Source organism: Dokdonella sp. (assembly GCF_035511235.1).
Lineage (GTDB): Bacteria > Pseudomonadota > Gammaproteobacteria > Xanthomonadales > Rhodanobacteraceae > Dokdonella.
On the sequence record NZ_DATKFQ010000030.1, the window covers coordinates 19,189 to 35,658 of the forward strand.

15 protein-coding genes are annotated in these 16,470 nt (G+C 70.7%); 5 read left to right on the forward strand and 10 right to left on the reverse strand.

The window, feature by feature from the left end; translation table 11 throughout:
* Positions 1-15 precede the first annotated feature (15 nt).
* Genes VMR06_RS12700 through VMR06_RS12710 form a run of 3 tightly spaced genes read left to right on the forward strand, consistent with a single transcriptional unit; the run spans position 16 to position 3,987 of the window.
* Positions 16-732: a molecular chaperone gene (locus VMR06_RS12700; RefSeq protein ID WP_325376843.1), complete on the forward strand. Its 717-nt coding sequence runs from the start codon at positions 16-18 to the stop codon at positions 730-732.
* Entirely contained in the window at positions 689-2,995 is a 2,307-nt protein-coding gene (locus VMR06_RS12705) for a fimbria/pilus outer membrane usher protein (protein WP_325376844.1), read from the forward strand. The genes VMR06_RS12700 and VMR06_RS12705 overlap by 44 nt, the downstream gene beginning before the upstream one ends.
* Positions 2,986-3,987, forward strand: a complete 1,002-nt coding sequence (locus VMR06_RS12710) for a spore coat U domain-containing protein (protein WP_325376845.1) — start codon at positions 2,986-2,988, stop codon at positions 3,985-3,987. Before VMR06_RS12705 ends, VMR06_RS12710 begins: the two co-directional genes overlap by 10 nt.
* A 247-nt stretch (positions 3,988-4,234) precedes the next feature.
* Here the strand turns inward: VMR06_RS12710 and VMR06_RS12715 are convergent, their stop codons facing one another.
* Entirely contained in the window at positions 4,235-4,981 is a 747-nt protein-coding gene (locus VMR06_RS12715) for an FAD-binding oxidoreductase (protein WP_325376846.1), read from the reverse strand.
* Positions 4,982-5,069: 88 nt separating this feature from the next.
* Between VMR06_RS12715 and VMR06_RS12720 the strand changes: the two genes are divergently transcribed.
* Both VMR06_RS12720 and VMR06_RS12725 read left to right on the forward strand, forming a co-directional pair.
* Entirely contained in the window at positions 5,070-6,005 is a 936-nt protein-coding gene (locus tag VMR06_RS12720; protein WP_325376847.1) for an ABC transporter ATP-binding protein, read from the forward strand.
* On the forward strand, positions 6,002-6,784 hold the full coding sequence (locus VMR06_RS12725) for an ABC transporter permease (RefSeq protein WP_325376848.1): 783 nt from the start codon (positions 6,002-6,004) through the stop codon (positions 6,782-6,784). Before VMR06_RS12720 ends, VMR06_RS12725 begins: the two co-directional genes overlap by 4 nt.
* A gap of 135 nt (positions 6,785-6,919) precedes the next feature.
* On the opposite strand, the gene VMR06_RS12730 is transcribed toward VMR06_RS12725, so the two are convergent.
* The 9 genes from VMR06_RS12730 to ubiB all read right to left on the reverse strand — a co-directional run bounded on the left by VMR06_RS12730 (position 6,920) and on the right by ubiB (position 16,465).
* Positions 6,920-7,630: a c-type cytochrome gene (locus VMR06_RS12730; protein ID WP_325376849.1), complete on the reverse strand. Its 711-nt coding sequence runs from the start codon at positions 7,628-7,630 to the stop codon at positions 6,920-6,922.
* An 8-nt stretch (positions 7,631-7,638) separates the two neighbouring features.
* A complete protein-coding gene (locus VMR06_RS12735) occupies positions 7,639-10,203 on the reverse strand; it encodes an MtrB/PioB family outer membrane beta-barrel protein (protein ID WP_325376850.1) in 2,565 nt (854 codons plus the stop codon).
* Between the two features lie 10 nt (positions 10,204-10,213).
* Positions 10,214-11,278, reverse strand: coding sequence for a DmsE family decaheme c-type cytochrome (locus VMR06_RS12740; protein WP_325376851.1), 1,065 nt, complete (start codon positions 11,276-11,278; stop codon positions 10,214-10,216).
* A gap of 328 nt (positions 11,279-11,606) precedes the next feature.
* Positions 11,607-12,200: a lysophospholipid acyltransferase family protein gene (locus tag VMR06_RS12745; protein WP_325376852.1), complete on the reverse strand. Its 594-nt coding sequence runs from the start codon at positions 12,198-12,200 to the stop codon at positions 11,607-11,609.
* Positions 12,197-12,622, reverse strand: coding sequence for an alternative ribosome rescue aminoacyl-tRNA hydrolase ArfB (arfB, locus tag VMR06_RS12750; protein WP_325376853.1), 426 nt, complete (start codon positions 12,620-12,622; stop codon positions 12,197-12,199). The genes VMR06_RS12745 and arfB overlap by 4 nt, the downstream gene beginning before the upstream one ends.
* 18 nt (positions 12,623-12,640) lie before the next feature.
* Positions 12,641-13,123, reverse strand: a complete 483-nt coding sequence (locus tag VMR06_RS12755; protein ID WP_325376854.1) for a YajQ family cyclic di-GMP-binding protein — start codon at positions 13,121-13,123, stop codon at positions 12,641-12,643.
* A gap of 164 nt (positions 13,124-13,287) precedes the next feature.
* Positions 13,288-14,052 carry a pseudouridine synthase gene (locus VMR06_RS12760; protein WP_325376855.1) on the reverse strand — a complete coding sequence of 255 codons (765 nt, stop codon included), beginning with the start codon at positions 14,050-14,052 and terminating at the stop codon, positions 13,288-13,290.
* Positions 14,049-14,795 carry a hypothetical protein gene (locus VMR06_RS12765; RefSeq protein ID WP_325376856.1) on the reverse strand — a complete coding sequence of 249 codons (747 nt, stop codon included), beginning with the start codon at positions 14,793-14,795 and terminating at the stop codon, positions 14,049-14,051. Before VMR06_RS12765 ends, VMR06_RS12760 begins: the two co-directional genes overlap by 4 nt.
* Before the next feature lie 11 nt (positions 14,796-14,806).
* Positions 14,807-16,465: a ubiquinone biosynthesis regulatory protein kinase UbiB gene (gene ubiB, locus VMR06_RS12770; protein WP_325376925.1), complete on the reverse strand. Its 1,659-nt coding sequence runs from the start codon at positions 16,463-16,465 to the stop codon at positions 14,807-14,809.
* Positions 16,466-16,470: the final 5 nt, after the last annotated feature.

Below are 16,470 nucleotides of genomic sequence, written 5' to 3' on the forward strand. Positions count from 1 at the left end.
CCCGGAGCGCACGTCATGCTGCGCCTCCGCCCCTGGCTGGCCGTCCTCGCCCTGGGTCTCGGACCGGCGGCTTCGGCCGCCGGTCTCCAGGTCACACCGATCATGCTCGAGATCGCGCGCAAGGATGCCAGCGCGGTGCTCTGGCTCGCCAATACCGGCAGTGACGCGCTGCATGCGCAGGTGCGCGTCGTCGAATGGACGCAGACCGATCACGAGGATCGGCTCGACACCACGCGCGATCTGGTGGCCAGTCCGCCGCTGCTGGAGGTGGCCGCCGGCGCGCGCCAGCTGGTGCGCATCGTGCGTACCTCCGAGGCGACGCCGGACGCGCGCGAGCGCAGCTTCCGGCTGCTGGTCGACGAACTGCCCGGACAGGACCGGCGCGGCCAAGGCGGCGTGCAGTTCCTGATGCGCTACTCGGTGCCGGTCTTCATCGCAGCGGACGATCCGCAGCCGGCGCCGCGGCTCGAATGGCGCCTGCGCGCCGAGCCGCCCGCGCTCGAAGCCGTCAACACCGGCAGCGCGCGCGCGCAGCTCAGCGAGGTCGCGATCGTCGATGCGGCCGGCCAGCGCACCGTGCTGAGCGATGGTCTGCTCGGCTACGTGCTGGCCGGCGCGCAGATGCGCTGGCCGCTGCCGCCCGGTCGTCCGCTGCCGGCGGACGCGCGATTGCACGCAAGGATCAACGGTGAGCCACTGGATCGGCCGATCGCGATCGTGGACGGTCGCTAGCCTGCTCGTCGCGCTGATCGCCGCGGGAAGCGGCGCTGGTGCATCCGGGACCGCGCCGGCGGCCACGCTGTATCTGGAGGTCGTCCTCAATGGCACCGTCCAGCCCGGCCTGGTGGCGTTCGAACTGCGCGAAGGCCATCTATGGGCCGATGCGCAGACCCTGCGCGGCCTGCGTTTTCGTACCGAGGCCGGTCCGGATACGGCCTGGGTCGACCTCGGCGGCCTGCCCGGCGTGACGGTCGACTACGACGCCTTGCGCCAGCGCGTCGCGCTGGACGTGCCGGTGCGCCTGCTCGACCTCGCGCCGGCCGTGCTCGGCGCACCGACCGAGGCGGTCCCGACGGCGACCGCCTCGCCCGGCCTGTTGCTGAACTACGATCTGTACGCCTCGGCCGCACACGGCGGCATGCGCACGCTCAGCGGCTACGGCGAACTGCGCGCGTTCTCGGCCGGCGGCATCTGGAGTCATTCGGGTCTCGTGCAGGGCTCGGATCCGGACCGGCACTGGCGCCACGCGGCCGTGCGGCTCGATTCGGTCTGGTCCAAGGCCCTGCCCGAGCGCATGCTGGCGATCCATGTCGGCGACACGCTGACGCGCGGACCGGACTGGGCGCGGCCGACCTACATCGGCGGCATCCAGCTCACGCGCGACTTCAGCCTGCAGCCGTACCGGCTGACGATGCCGCTGCCGTCGTTCTACGGCGAGGCGGCCGCGCCGTCGGCGGTCGAGCTCTATGTCGATGGCATGCGCCAGTACGGCGGCCAGCTGACGGCCGGTCCGTTCCAGCTCAATGCCGCGCCGACGGTGTCCGGCGCCGGAATCGCCCAGATCGTGCTGACCGATGCGCTCGGGCGCGTCACGACGTTCGACTTCCCGTTCTACGCGACGCCGCTGCTGCTGCAGCGCGGACTGAGCGACTTCTCGATCGAGGCCGGCTTCGTGCGCCGCGACCGCGGCCAGACCTCGTTCGACTACGCCGGCGACCCGATGGCCAGCGGCCTGTACCGCTACGGCCTGACCGACCGCGTGACCGTCGAGGCCCACGCCGAGACGCGCGAGGGCACCACGGTCGCCGGCGGCGGCTTCAACCTGCTGCTCGGCATGGCCGGCGTGCTGTCGGCGTCACAGGCGCACAGCCGGCACCAGGGGCGCGCCGGATCGCTGACCAGCCTCGGCTACGTGCTGCGCGAACGGCGCTTCCAGTTCGGCGTGCAGGGCACCGTCACCGACGGCGCCTACCGCGACGTCGCCAGCGCGTTCGGGCGGCCGCCGCCGCGCACCAGCGCACGCGCGCTGCTCGGCCTCGACGCCGGCGCCGGCGGCAACTTCGGCCTCGTATACGCGCATCTGCGCTATCCGGACGAGTCCGCGTCACGCTACGCGAGCCTGTCCTGGTCGCGCTCGATCGCCGGCACTGCGGCGCTGAACCTCAATCTCAACCGCAACCTCGACGACGCGGCCGATCGCAGTGTCTTCGTCGGTGTCACGATGAGTCTGGGCCGTGCGCAGCTGGGCACCTCGTTGCAGCACGAGCGCGGCGCCGACACGCTCAGCGTCGACGCGACGCGGCCGATCCCGGGCGACGGCGGCGTCGGCTGGCGCGTCCAGGCGCGCGGTGGCGAGTCCGGCGGCGGCATCGCCGAGGTCGGCTGGCGCGGGCCGTGGGCACAGCTGCTGGGCGGCGTGCAGGCACTGGGCGACACGCGCTACGCCTACGCCGGGATGGGCGGCGCGCTGGTATGGATCGCCGGCCACACGTTCGCGACGCGGCGCGTCGACGATGCGTTCGCGGTCGTCTCGATCGCCGGCATGGCCGACGTCCCGGTCCTGCTCGAGAACCGGCCGATCGGCCGTACCGATGAGGACGGCGTGCTGCTGGTGACGCCGCTCAATGCGTATCAGCGCAATCGCGTCGGCATCTCGCCATTGAACCTGCCGGCCGACGTGCGCATTGACGATATCGAGCGCAGCGTCGTGCCGATGCGCGGTACCGGCACGCACGTGCATTTCGCGCTGGAAAGCCTGCACAGCCTGTCGCTGTCCCTGGTCGACGCCGCCGGCCGGCCGCTGCCGGCCGGCAGCCGGATCCGCCGCCAGGGCCGCGCGGACGGCGTGGTCGGCTACGACGGGCAGGTCTATCTGGAGCGGGTCGAGGCCGATGCGCTGCTCGAGATCGATCTTCCGAGCGGCCCCTGCCGCGTCCGCGTCGCGCGCCCCGCGCCGCCGGCGTCATCGATCGCGGAGCCGCTGACATGCCGCTGAGGCGCCTTTCCGCGCGGGCCTGCCTGCTCGCACTGGCCGTTCTGCCGCCCGTTGCGGCACACGCCGTGACGACCTGCAGCGCGACGATGACGAACCTCAGCTTCGGTCCGGTCGATCCGCTCGGCGGACTGGTCGACACCACCGCGACGATCCACTATCAGTGCACCTACAGCAGCGGCCTGCTCGGCAATCTGTACGGCGTCTATGCCCGGCTCTGCCTGAGCATCGGAACCGGCATGCAGGGCAGCAGCGTACAGCCGCGCCAGATGACCAGCGCCAGCGGCGACGCGATGACGTTCCAGATCTACCGCGATGCCGCGCGCAGCCAGGTATGGGGTTCGGTCGACACGCCCGGCACGCCGCCGCTGCAGCGCGATCTGCAGTTCACGATCCTGGGCGTCGGCACCACGCAGAGCGGATCGGCGACGGTCTACGGGCGCGTACCGGCCGGGCAGACCGGCCTGGGCATCGGCGCGTACGCCAACAGCTTCGGTGGCATCCACACGCGCCTGTCGTTCCGCTACAACGAGGCGCTGCTGAGCCTCGGCACGTATCCGTCCGACTGCGGCACCGCCAGCAACGGCAGCTTCGCGTTCACCGCGAGCGCCAGCGTCGCGCCGGCCTGCACGGTCAGCGCGACGACGCAGGATTTCGGCGCGGTCAGCGGCCTGCTGCGCGTGGCCCAGGACGCGACCTCCACGGTCAGCCTGCGCTGCACCTACCGCGCGCCGTGGCAGGTGGGCCTCGGCGCCGGGCAGAACGCGGCCGGCAGTGTACGCCGCATGACCGGCCCCGGCGGCCTGATCGACTACGAGCTCTATCGCGACCTCGGCCGCACGCAGCGCTGGGGCACGACGCTGAACACCGACACCGTGACCGGCACCGGCACGGGCGCCACGCAGAGCCTGACGGTCTACGGACGCGTCCCGGCGCAGGCACCGCGCACTGCCGGCACCTACACCGACACGATCGTGGTGACGGTCACGTATTGAGCGGACCACTCGGCGAGCGGTCCGATCGCGGCGCGCCGATGCTTCGCGTCCGCGACGCGCCCAGTGCATGGCGGTCCAGGCGACGGCTCGATCGCCCGGCTATCGCGACGCCGGCGCGGCGATGCGCCAGCCGCTCGAGGCAGGATCCGTGGATTCGGGCGGCATGTGGGACGCCACCGGTCGCGGCGGCGGCGACCGGGCAGGCGCCCGACGCTCGCCCTGATGCGAACGCGTCGAGGAGGTTTCGCTAGCGCGAGGACAGGTACTTCTCGCGACGGATCTGCCGCACCGGCAGGCCCGCCTGCTGCAGCAGCGCGAAGCTCTCGTCGACCATGTCCGGATTGCCGCACAGGTAGGCGATGTCGCGCAACGGATCGGGCGCCAGCTCGGTCAGCGCGGCCTGGACGCGCCCGGTGCGGTCGCCCGGCCGTGCCGGGTGGCGCGGCACCCGGCTGAAGCATGGATGGAAGCCGAACCCGGGCGTGCGCGCCGCGAACGCCTCGAATTCTCCGGCATAGAGCAATTCGGCCTCGCTGCGCGCGCCGTAGATCAGGGCGACCTCGCACGGCCGGCCGGCGATGTGGCGGGCCAGATCCGGCAGCATCGCCCGGTACGGCGTCACGCCGGTGCCGGTCGCGACCAGCAGATAGCGCGCGTTGCGGTCGGCGTCGTGCAGGCAGAAGCGGCCGTACGGCCCGCTGGCGTCGATCCTCTCGCCTTCGCGCAGCGCGGCGAGTCGTTCGGTAGCCGCGCCGCCGGCGACGTAGGACACCGCGATCTCGATCAGACCGGCCGTGGCCGGATCGTCGCGGCGCGTCGCGATCGAGTAGCTGCGCTTGGTCGGCGTGCCGTCGGCGTAGTCGAAGTGGAACTGGATGAACTGGCCCGGCACGAAGGCCGTCGCCTCGCCGTCGGCACGCTCGAACGCCAGATGCCGCACGCTCGGCGCGAGCATGCGGCTGGCGACGAGGCGCAGCGGAAACAGCCTGATCACGGCACGCAAACCCTCCGGCGGTCGCGCCGGCTATACTAGCAGGGCCATGTCGGCTCCCCTCGCTGCACCGCATCCCGCCCCGAATCCGATGACCTCAGTACCCGCGCTCGAGCTCACCGAGCTGCGCAAGATCTACGCGACCGGCGTCGAAGCGCTCAAGGGCGTGACGCTCAGCGTGCAGCCGGGCGACTTCTTCGCCCTGCTCGGCCCCAACGGCGCCGGCAAGTCGACCCTGATCGGCATCGTCAGCTCGCTCGTCAACGCCTCCAGCGGCCGCGTGCGCGTGTTCGGCACCGACCTGCACGAACAGCGCGGCGCGGCGATGCGGATGATCGGGCTGGTGCCGCAGGAAATGAACTTCAACCTGTTCGAGAAGCCGTTCGACATCCTCGTCAACTACGCCGGCTTCTACGGAATCGCGCGCGACGAGGCAGTCGCCTGCGCCGAGCAGGAGCTCAAGCGCGCCCAGCTCTGGGACAAGGCGCAGACGATGTCGCGCAACCTGTCCGGCGGCATGAAGCGGCGCCTGATGATCGCGCGCGCGATGATGACGCGGCCGCGTCTGCTGATCCTCGACGAGCCGACCGCCGGCGTCGACATCGAGATCCGCCGCGGCATGTGGCGCACGCTGCGCGAAGTCAATGCGGCCGGCACCACGGTGATCCTGACCACGCACTATCTCGAGGAAGCCGAGAGCCTGTGCCGCAATCTGGCGATCATCGACGGCGGGCGCATCATCGAGCAAGGGCCGATGAAGGCGCTGCTGGCCAAGCTCGACGTCGAAGGTTTCCTGCTCGACATCGACGGACCGCTGCCCGAGCGGCTGCCCGACATCGAGGGCGTGACCCTGATCGCCGCGGACAGCCACACGCTCGATCTGGAGATGCCGCGGGCGATGGATCTGAACCGCGTGTTCGCGACGCTCGACGCGGCCGGCATCCGGGTGCGCTCGATGCGCACCAAGTCCAATCGTCTGGAGGAACTGTTCGTGCGCCTGACCGGCCATCGCGAGGACGCGGCATGAGCACGCCGTCCCAGCATCCGAACTTCGTCGCGTTCTACACGATCGTACGGCGCGAGGTCGTGCGCATCCTGCGCATCTGGGGCCAGACCCTGGTCCCGCCGGCGATCACGATGACGCTGTACTTCCTGATCTTCGGCAGCCTGATCGGCCGCCGCATCGGCGACATGGGCGGGCACGACTACATGGATTTCATCGTGCCGGGCCTGGTCATGATGTCGATCATCCAGAACAGCTACGGCAATATCTCCTCGAGCTTCTTCGGCGCCAAGTTCGGCCGCCACGTCGAGGAGCTGCTGGTCAGTCCGATGCCCAATATCGTGATCCTGTCCGGCTACGTGCTCGGCGCGGTGCTGCGCGGCCTGATGGTCGGCGCGATCGTGCTCGCCATCGCGATGCTGTTCACGCACGTGCGCGTGCCGCACCCGCTGGTCACGCTGTCGACGGTGGTGCTCGGCGCGACGATCTTCTCGCTGGCCGGTTTCGTCAACGCGGTCTACGCGAAGAAGTTCGACGACATCGCGATCGTGCCGACCTTCATCCTGACGCCGCTGACCTATCTCGGCGGCGTGTTCTACTCGGTCAAGCTGCTGCCGGAATGGGCGCAGACGTTGACCTATGCCAATCCGATCTTCTACATGGTCAACGCGTTCCGTTACGGCCTGCTCGGCGAGAGCGACGTGTCGCTCGGCATCGCCTATGCGCTGATGATCGGCTTCACGGTCGCGCTGACCGCGCTCGGGCTCTGGCTGCTGCGCACCGGCACCGGCCTGCGCTCCTGAGCGCTGCCCGTCACGCGGCGCCCGATGCGGCGCCGCCGGATCGAGGCGCGTGATCGATGCATCCGCATCGGAAGCCGCGGCGCAATCGTCGCGCGCGGCATCGACGCGCTGCGGCCGCGAGCCGGACGCGGCGTCTCAGCGCGCCTGACGCTCGGCCGGCAGATTCCCGAGCCAGGCCGCCAGCGCGTCGATCGAGGCATCGTCGAGCCGTTGCGCGACCCCGGTCATGATGAAGTCGTTGCTGGTGTGCGCGAGCGCGCCGCTGCGATAGTCGCGCAGGCGCGTCGCGACATAGGCTGCATGCTGTCCGTACAGCAGCGGATAGGCGCGGTACGGCGACCTCGCCGTGGCGTCGGCGAGCGGATGGCCGTTCGCGTCGGCTCCATGGCAGCCCTGGCATGGCGGCACGCCGCGGCCCGGGTCGCCCTGGCGATACAGCGTGCCGCCGCGCGCGAGCAGGTCCGGTGCCGGCGGCTCGGCCGGTGCCGGCACGTTCGCGGCCAAGGCGGCATAGTGCACCGCCAGGTTGCGCAGATCGGCGTCCTCGAGCGGCTGCACCAGCGCGGTCATCGGCGAGTCGGGCCGGCTGCCGCTCTTGTAGCGCAGCAGCTCCTGATAGAGATAGTCGGCGCGCTGGCCGGCGAGGTTCGGGAACATCGGCACCGGCGAGATGCCGTCGGCGCCGTGACAGGCGAAGCACAGTGCCGCGGCCTTCTGCGCGCCGGCGGCCGCGTCGCCGCTGACCGGCTCGATCCGGCGCAGATCGACGAAATCGGCGGCGGCCGCCGGCGCGCCGAGCACCGCCAGGGCGAGCGCTTGCAGGACGATCAGGCGCAAGGTCTTCATCGGCGTTCTCACAGTTTGACCGTCAGCAGCAGGCCGACCAGGTTCGCCGCGTAGTCGTCCGGTCCGCCGTCGCTGTAGACGCGGTGATCGATCACGTAGCCCTGCTCGAATCCCTGGTAGTGCCAGTCGCTGACGCGGCCGCGCTCGTAGTAGTCGAATACGCGCAGCGACATCTGCTCGTTGATCGGCATCGTGATGCCGACGTTGAGCGAGTTGACCTTGTACTTGGTCGCCGGGAACGCATCACCCGTGTACGCGGCGACGTCCGGCCAGGCCAGCGCAAGTGCCGAGGCGTAGCGGTAGCCGGTGGTGCCGCGCGACCACAGCCAGTTCCACGCCAGGTCCAGCTTGAAGCGCCGGAAGTCGTGCGCGAACACGGTGCCGAAGCTGTGATTGCGCTGCCGATCGTCGACCCACCAGCGCCCGGCCTCCGGATAGGTCGCGCCGCCGAGCGCCGGATCGGTCTGCAGCGCGGTGCCGTCCTCGTTGACGTTGGCGATGCCGAGCGTGGAGCGGTCGTAGGCGTAGTAGACGCTCGCGTTGGTGCGCGGCGAGGGCTGCCATTCCCATTGCAGCGTCGCGCCGAGCGTGTCGAGCCGCTGCCGGCCGAGCCGCGCGTCGTAGTCGTTCCAGTCGCCGCGCAGCGAGGCGCTGAACGTCATGTCGGCGCGCGGCATGAACGTCGCCATCAGGTCGATCTTGTCCTGGTCGCGGCTGGCCATGTCGTACTTGCGCAGCGCCTCGACCGTATGCGCCGGCAGGCCGCCCTCGGGCTCGACGAAGCCGGGCAGGTGCTCGGAGAACGTGAAGCCGTACGGATCGTAGTCGTAGCGGTCGCCCGAGCGGCGCAGATGCACGAGGTTGGCGCGCAGCGTCAGCCAGTCGAACGCGCGGCTGGTCCAGTTGAGCTTGATCGAGACGTCGTCGACGCGGCTGCGCTCGCGATGCGAGGGCTCGTTGCGCGTGAAGCCGAGCGTCGCGCCGAGGGTGTCGCGCACGGACGGCCGCCAGTCGGCGCCGAACGTGGCCTCGGTGTTCTGCGTGTCGAGCGGCAGGCTGCTCACGCGGGTCAGGATCGACGCGCCGGTCAGCGGATTCCAGATGCCGGCCTCGCCGGGCACGACCGTGCCCTGCGATCCGTTCTCGGCGACGTAGCCGTACTCGCCGGTCAGCGGGTTGTAGGCCAGATACGTGTTGCGATAGTCCTCGCGGTAGAAGCGCAGGCCGCCGCGCCAGGTCAGGCGCTCGGTCGGCTGCAGCACGATGCGTGCGTCGACCAGGGTCGTGTCGATGCGCATGTCGGCCGAGCGCCGCGACAGCGAGGCCGGCGTGTTCCAGTCCGAGCACGCATACAGGAACGGATTGGCCGGGCCGACCTGTCCGTTGCCGACCAGGTCGATGCCGAACGTGCCGCTGCAGTTGACCGGCGCGAGCAGATCCTCGTCCTGACGCATGCTGGCGCCCGACACGGTCAGCGAGAACTGGCCGTTCAGCGGCAGGCTGCGGCTCAGCGTGCCGCGCAGGCTGTGGTAGTCGTTGTCGGGCTCGGTCGAGAACTGGCCTTGCGTCAGCTGCGAGTTGCGCACGCCCGGTCCGGTGACGACGTTCCACAGTGCGTACGGCTGCTCGTAGGTGAAGCTCTCGTAGCGATCGCGATAGAACGAGCCCGAATAGCCCAGATCCAGCCGCCAGCGGCTGCCGACGAAGCGCACGCCCGCATTGGTGTTGATCGTGCTGTCGTCGATCGGGCGGATCGTCTCGAAGATGCCGCCGTTGTCGGCGAACGCGAAATTGAAGAAGAACGGCCCGCCGAACGGCCGCGTGCCTTCGCGCTGCTCGTTGCTGACGTTGAGATAGCCGGTCCAGCGCGGGTCGAAGAAGTAGCTCAGGCCCAGGCCCTGCTTGTCGCGGTTGACCTGCAGCACGCGCGTCGGCGCCGCGGCCGAAACCGCGGCCACCTCGGCCGGGGTGCTCGCGCCCGGCACCAGGCCGCCGGCCAGCGTCAGATCGTTGCCGCCGACGCCGTTCCAGATCGAGCGCGCGTTGTCGCTGACGACGTTCTGCGTCGAGCGCGCGTAGGCCTCGACCTTGTAGTGGCCGGCGCGGCCGATCGTGCCCTTGATGTACTGGTCGTGCTCGCTGATGTGGCTGGCGCGCAGATCGATGTAGCTGCCGTCGGCCGGCCGTACGAAATGCAGCTCGAGCAGGCCGAGCACGAAACCCTGGTCCCAGCCGGCGTAGCGGCGCCACAGCGCGCTGTCGGCGTCGCCGCCGATCGCCAGATAGCCGAACTGGATCGAGGCGTCGTACTGCTTCCACGCGCCGCTGCCGTCGAGCCGCGGCGGCTCGGCCGGGCAGGCGTACAACGTGCCGGTCGGCGTGCGCTTCTCGCCGGACCGCAGCCAGCTCGTGCCGCGCGGATCCTTCGGATCGGCGGCCGCGCCGGCGCTGGGGTCGAACTTGTTGGCGATCCACAGATCGACGCCGACGCCGCTGTCGGCGGCGGCGCCGAGCGGCAGCGCGGCGGCGACGGCGAGGACGAGGCGACGCATGCGGTTCGGGCGGATGCGCATCGGAGACCTCCTACTTGTGCAGCCGCGGTCCGGACGGATTGTTCGAGCCGTGCACCTGCGCGTGGCAGGTGATGCAGCCGCGCCCCATGATCCGCTCGTCCGGATGCGGGCCGCCGGCCAGCGACTGCGGCGTCTGCAGATCGTTCGGATGGCGCAGATGCGAATGGCACTGCTGGCACAGGAACGGCACCGGCGCGACCAGCAGGCTCATCTGGTTGGAACCGTGCGGCATGTGGCAGTTGAGGCAGCTGCCGCGGACCGGCGCGTGCTCGAACAGGAACGGGCCCCGCTTCTCGGCATGGCACTGGTAGCAAGTCTCGTTGACGCTGTTGGTCTTGAGCAGCGGCGCGGTCAGCGAGCCGTGCGGATTGTGGCAGTCGGCGCAGGTCATCTGGCCTTCCGGCAGCGGCATGTGCGAGCGCCGGTCGAACTGGGCGCGGATGTCGCGATGGCACTGCGCACAGGTCTCGTTGATCGTCGTGCGCGCCATCGAGCCCTCCGGCGAGACCTTGCCCATCGGGTTGTGGCAGTCGCTGCACGACAGGTCGTTGCGCTGATGGACCGAGCCCAGCCAGTGGTCGCGCGGACCGCCCTGATGACAGGCCAGGCAGGTCTGCGTCTGCACGGCGACCGGTGTCTCGGAGCCGTGCGTGAAGCCGATGATCAGACCCTTGCGATCGGGCTGCGCCGCATGCGCCGAGCCCGGGCCGTGGCAGGTTTCGCAGACCGGCGCGCCGGGATTGGCCGCAGCGGCCGCGCGCAGCCCGAGCGCGTGCACGGTGTGGCTGAAGTGGTCGTTCTCGAGCGAATGACAGGCCGTGCAGACGGCCTCGCCGACCGCGGTCGCGTCCGGGGCGGCCGGATTGGCCGCGACCGCCGCATGCGCGAATCCGGGCGGTGCGTCGCCGGCGACCGGTCCCTCGCCGGACAGGTTCGTCGGCGGCAGCATGTCGGCCAGCTGCTGGCGCGTCTGCTGGGCCGGCAGCGGCGAGGGCATCAGCAGGGCGCCGAGGCTGCCGAGCAGCACCAGAGCGGCCAGCAGCACGCGCAAACGAATCGGTCCGGGCTGCAGCATGGCCGGTCAACTCCAGGAAGCGGAAGCGGGACGAAAGGCACCGGCCGCCGCGGAACGGGGCGGGAAGGCGGCAGCGGACAGGCCCGCCGATACGACGGCGGTCGATGCGTGCCGCCACGCGCATGCGCGGCGGAGCCGCGGCGCGGATGGTGGCAGGGCTGGCGACGGCTGGCCCAAGACGACACCCCTCTGTGGTCGTGACCAGGAGGTCTTGCACCTCATGGTTCGCCCGAAACTAAACCCGCCAGTTCACGCCGGTCAAGCAGATTCGATGCTGCTGCGCATCAGGCCCTGCCGCGCGAATGCGGCGGAGGCTCCTGCGATCGGGTCAGTTCGTACCGCGATGTCGTCCCTGCCAAGGCGCGTAGAACGCGTGCAGCCGGGCGAGGTCCGCGTCGATGTCGGCGCTCGGCGCCAGCAGCGGGCCGACGCCGATCGTCCTGTTTGGATAGTGGAAGTAGATCGGCAGGATCGGCACGCCGGCCTGGCGCGCGATATGCCAGAAGCCGCTCTTCCAGCGCGTGACGCGCCGGCGCGTGCCCTCCGGTGCGATGCCGATCCAGAGACGCTCGGCTTGGCGCAGGCGGTCCACGGTCTGTTCGACGACGCCATGCGTGGCGTCGCGTTGGATCGGTACCCCGCCGAGCCGGCGCAGCACGCTGCCGAGCGGAAAGAAGAACAGCTCGCGCTTGGCCATGAAGCTGATGTCCACGCCGAGCGCGACCTTGGCGAGCAGGCCCCAGACGCCGTCCCACCACGACGAATGCGGCGCGCCGATCAGCACCAGTTTCGGCAGGTCCGGCAGTTCGCCGACGAAGCGCCAACCGGCGACTCCGAACAGCCAGCGTGCCAGCCGTCGCGCCACGCCCGGTCGGAACTGCGGCACCGACGGCGGCAGCTCCGGCCAGTACGGCGCGCTCAATCGCCGCTCCAGTCGCGCCGGCCGCGGCCCTGCTTGATCGCGCCGCGCGACTTCTTCGCATCGACGCGGCGCGCCTTGGCTGCGCGGCTGGGCCGCGTCGCGATGCGCGCCTTGGGCACGTGCAGCGCGCCGCGCAGGATCTCGGCGAGGCGTTCGCGCGCGTCCTCGCGGTTCTTGGACTGGTCGCGGAAGCGGCTGGCCTGGATCACCAGCACGCCGTCGGCGGTCATGCGCCGGTCGCGCCGCGACAGCACGCGCTCGCGTACCGCCTCGGGCAGCGACGGCGAACGCGCCACGTCGAAACGCAGCTCGACCGCGCTGGCGACTTTGTTGACGTTCTGGCCGCCCGGCCCGCCGGCGCGCACGAAGCTCTCGATCAGCTCGTCCTCGCCGATCTGGATGCGGCCGTCGATGTCGAGCATGAGCGCCGCGCCGCCGGACTAGTCGCGGAAGTTGTCGAACTGCAGCGGCATCGCGATGTCGGCCGCACGCAGGAATGCGATCGCCGTCTGCAGGTCGTCGCGCTTCTTGCCCGACACGCGCAGCTTGTCGCCGTTGATCTGCGCCTGCACCTTGAGGCCGGAGTCCTTGAGGCGCTTGACGATGTCCTTGGCGAGCGGCTGATCGATGCCCTGCTTGAGCGTCACGCGCTGGCGCGCCCGTGCCAGATTGACCTCGGGGTCGGCGATCTCGGCGCAGCGGATGTCGATGCCGCGGCCGGCCAGCCGGATCTTGAGGATGTCGAGCATCTGCTTGAGATGGAACTCGGCCGGCGCCGACAGCGTGACGACGGTCTGGTCGAGCTCGAAGCTCGCGTCGCTGCCCTTGAAGTCGAAGCGCTGGCCGATCTCGCGATTGGCCTGGTCGACCGCATTGGTCAGTTCGTGCTCGTTGATTTCGGAAACGACGTCGAAGGAAGGCATGGCCGGATTCTAGCAGGCCGCCGTGCGGCGGCCGTCCGAACGCTGCCGGTCGCGCCGGGGCAAACGGCAGGCAGACGAGCGGGCGCTGCGGGTCGCGGTGCGCACCGGCACTGCGATCGCGCGCGGCCGCGGCGCGCCGCTCAGCGGGTGTCGATCGGCGTTTCCTACTGCGGCGTCGGCCCGGCCGGCATCGGCATCCACGCCTCGGCCTCGTCCGGTGACGCCCAGCCGAGCCGCGCGCACAACCGCAGCCAGTCCGCATCGAGCGGCGCGTGCAGGTCGAGCAGGCGATCGTCGACCGGATGGTGCAGGCTCAGGCGCCAGGCGTGCAGCAACAGCCGGTGCGAGCCCAGGTGCTGCCGGAACAGCCGGTTGTGCTCGCCGCGGCCGTGGCTGGTGTCGCCGATCAGCGGATGGTGGACATGCGAGAAGTGGCGGCGGATCTGCCGGTAGCGACCGGTTTCGGGCTCGACCTCGAGCAGCGCGTAGCGCTGCTGCGGATAGCGGCCGACCGCGATCGGCAGCTCGACGGTCGCCAGACGCCGCCAGCGCGTCACGGCCGGCTTGCGCGGGCCGTTCTCGCGCACGCCCGGCAGCGGATAGTCGATCTGGCCGCTCGCCTCGGGCCAGCCGCGGCAGACCGCGAGATAGCGCTTGCGGACCGTGCGCGCCATCAGCTGCCGCCCGAGCGCCGCAGCGATGTCGGGACTGCGTGCGACCAGCACGATGCCGCTGGTCGCGCGATCGAGGCGGTGCACCAGCTGCAACGGACCGTCGATCTGGGCGCGCAGCCGGTCGATCAAATAGTCCTCGTCGCTGCCGACCAGACGGCTGCGGTGCATCGCCAGCGCTGCCGGCTTGTCGATCGCCAGCAGATGCGCATCGGCATAGAGGATCGGCAGCGGCGCCTCGTCGGCGCCGGCGTTCATCGCTTGGCGTCGGCGGCGCGCTGCGCGTCGCTGACCAGGAGCTGCGCGCTGCGCACCTGCAGCTGCGCCGCCCGGGCCAGCGCCGACTGGCCCCAGCCGCTCTGGTTGGCGGTCTCCGCGCTCATCTGGGCGCGCAGTTCGCCGGCGCTCTGTACGCATTCGTTGACGCGCCGGGTCAGATCGGCATTGGCCAGGCCGGCGCGTTCGATGATCTGCCGCGCCTGCTGGCACAGATAGTCCATCTCCTCGGCGCTGCTGTTGAAGCGCTGCTCGACCGTCTCGCCGACCGGCGTGAACGTATTGGCCGGCGCTGCGGCGGCCGGGGCGGGCGCGGGAGGCGGCGTCGCAGCCGTCGCGTCCGGCTGTGCGTTCGGCAGGGCCGGCAGCGCGGCGAGCAGATCCATCGCGCGGCGCGTCGGCTTGGGCTTGGCCAGATCGGTGAACAGCAACTGCTGTGGATTGCGCGCCGGATCGTCGAGCCAGCCCTGCACGGTGCGACGGCACTCGTCCTTCTGATCGCCCTGGTAGGCGGCCGGCAGACCCTGCTGCAGCGACGCATCGCCCGACCACGCGCGCAGGCAGTCGACCGCGCTCGCGTCGACGCGATAGTCGGGCTGCCCGTCGGTATGCAGCAGCTTCGAGAGCTCGGCATCGGTCAGGCGGTCGGCCTTGCCGCTGCAGCCGGCCAGAACCAGGACGCAGGCGGCAATCGCGCTCGACAGGACGGGACGCAGGTGATTCATCGGACTCTCCATCAGGTATCAGTGGGGCGCAGGGCTGCGAAGAACGCGCCGATCGCGCCGAACAGGGCGGCCCAGGTCGGCCAGGATACGTCGCCGATGCGGGCCGGTGGATCCGGAAACGTGAACAGCAGCGCCGCGGCGACGATCAGCGCGGCGCCGAGCATGCGCCAGACGGCGCTGCGCCGGTCGCCGCGCGAGGCACCGGCCAGCCGCTTCAGATCGGCCGAGGCCAGCCGAAGTTCCAGGCTGCCGGTGGTGGCCTGCTCGAGCAGGCGATGGGTCAGGCTCGGCATGTCCGGCGCCGCGGCCAGCCATTCGGGGATGCGCTTACGCAGACGTGCCAGCAGCGCGCGCGGCCCGTGACGCCGGCGCCAGATCCGTTCGAGTACCGGTTTGGCGGTCGCCCATATGTCGATGTCCGGATCGAGCAGGCGGCCGACGCCTTCGATGTTGAGCAGGGTCTTCTGCAGCAGGATCAGCTGCGGCTGCAGGACCAGCTCGTAGCGCCGCGCGGTCTGGAACAGCTTGACCGTCACCTCGGCCAGCGAGATCTCGCTGAGCGGCCGCGTGAAGTACGGTTCGCAGACGGTGCGTACTGCCGATTCGAGCTCGTCGAGCCGTACGTGCGCGGGCATCCAGCCGGCGCGCAGGTGCAGCTCGGCGATACGCCGGTAGTCCTGGTTGAACAGCGCGATGAAGTTCTCGGCCAGCCAGTACTGGTCGGCCTCGGGCAGGGTGCCCATGATGCCGAAATCGAGCGCGATGAAACGCGGATCCTCGCGTCGCGTGGCGTCGACCCAGATGTTGCCGGCGTGCGCGTCGGCGTGGAAGAAGTTGTCGCGGAAGACCTGGGTGTAGAACAGCTCCACGCCCTTGGCGGCCAGGCGCCTGCGGTCGATGCCGGCCGCGTCGAGTGCGGCCAGGTCGTCGACCGGAATGCCGCTGACGCGCTCGAGCGTCAGCACGCCGGCGCTGCTGTGCGACCAGTGCACGGCCGGCACGTAGAGGTCGTCGGATCCGGCGAAATTGCGCCGCAGCAGGCTGGCGTTGGCGCCCTCGCGCTGCAGGTCCAGTTCGTTGACCAGGGTGGTCTCGATCTCGTCGACGACCTCGTGCGGACGGATCTTGTCGGCATTGGGGTGGTGGCGCGCGGCGACGTCGGCCAGCGCGCGCAGCAGGGCGACGTCGCGGGCGATGCGCGGCGCGACGTCCGGACGCAGCACCTTGACCACGACGCTGCGGCCGTCCGGCAGCGTGGCCGGATGCACCTGCGCGATCGACGCCGACGCCAGCGGCGTCTCGCCGAACGATGCGAACAGCGTCGTCACCGGGCGGCCGAGTTCGCGTTCGATTGCGGCCCGCGCCAGCACACCCGGAAACGGCGCGACGCGATCCTGCAGCGCGGTCAGCTCGTCGGCGATGTCGGGCGGCAGCAGATCGCGCCGCGTCGACAGGATCTGGCCGAACTTGACGAAGATCGGGCCCAGCTCGGTCAACGCCAGCGCCAGCCGCTCGCCGCGCGGCAGATGCGCGATCGCGGCGGACGGACCGGGCAGCCAACGGCGCAGCCAGCGCAGCGGCCGGCGGCCGTCGCTGCCGTCGGTCAGCTCGAACAGGCCGTGACGGGCGGCGACCAGCACGATGCGAAACAGCCGCGGCACTGCGCGCAGCCGCG

Coding starts and splice junctions, on each gene's coding strand:
- arfB (WP_325376853.1), bottom strand. CDS start 12,622: ATGCTCGACATCGACGGCCGCATCCAGATCGGCGAGGACGAGCTGATC.
- VMR06_RS12760 (WP_325376855.1), bottom strand. CDS start 14,052: ATGAACGCCGGCGCCGACGAGGCGCCGCTGCCGATCCTCTATGCCGAT.
- VMR06_RS12730 (WP_325376849.1), bottom strand. CDS start 7,630: ATGAAGACCTTGCGCCTGATCGTCCTGCAAGCGCTCGCCCTGGCGGTG.
- VMR06_RS12735 (WP_325376850.1), bottom strand. CDS start 10,203: ATGCGCATCCGCCCGAACCGCATGCGTCGCCTCGTCCTCGCCGTCGCC.
- VMR06_RS12725 (WP_325376848.1), top strand. CDS start 6,002: ATGAGCACGCCGTCCCAGCATCCGAACTTCGTCGCGTTCTACACGATC.
- VMR06_RS12755 (WP_325376854.1), bottom strand. CDS start 13,123: ATGCCTTCCTTCGACGTCGTTTCCGAAATCAACGAGCACGAACTGACC.
- VMR06_RS12700 (WP_325376843.1), top strand. CDS start 16: ATGCTGCGCCTCCGCCCCTGGCTGGCCGTCCTCGCCCTGGGTCTCGGA.
- VMR06_RS12740 (WP_325376851.1), bottom strand. CDS start 11,278: ATGCTGCAGCCCGGACCGATTCGTTTGCGCGTGCTGCTGGCCGCTCTG.
- VMR06_RS12765 (WP_325376856.1), bottom strand. CDS start 14,795: ATGAATCACCTGCGTCCCGTCCTGTCGAGCGCGATTGCCGCCTGCGTC.
- VMR06_RS12720 (WP_325376847.1), top strand. CDS start 5,070: ATGACCTCAGTACCCGCGCTCGAGCTCACCGAGCTGCGCAAGATCTAC.
- VMR06_RS12710 (WP_325376845.1), top strand. CDS start 2,986: ATGCCGCTGAGGCGCCTTTCCGCGCGGGCCTGCCTGCTCGCACTGGCC.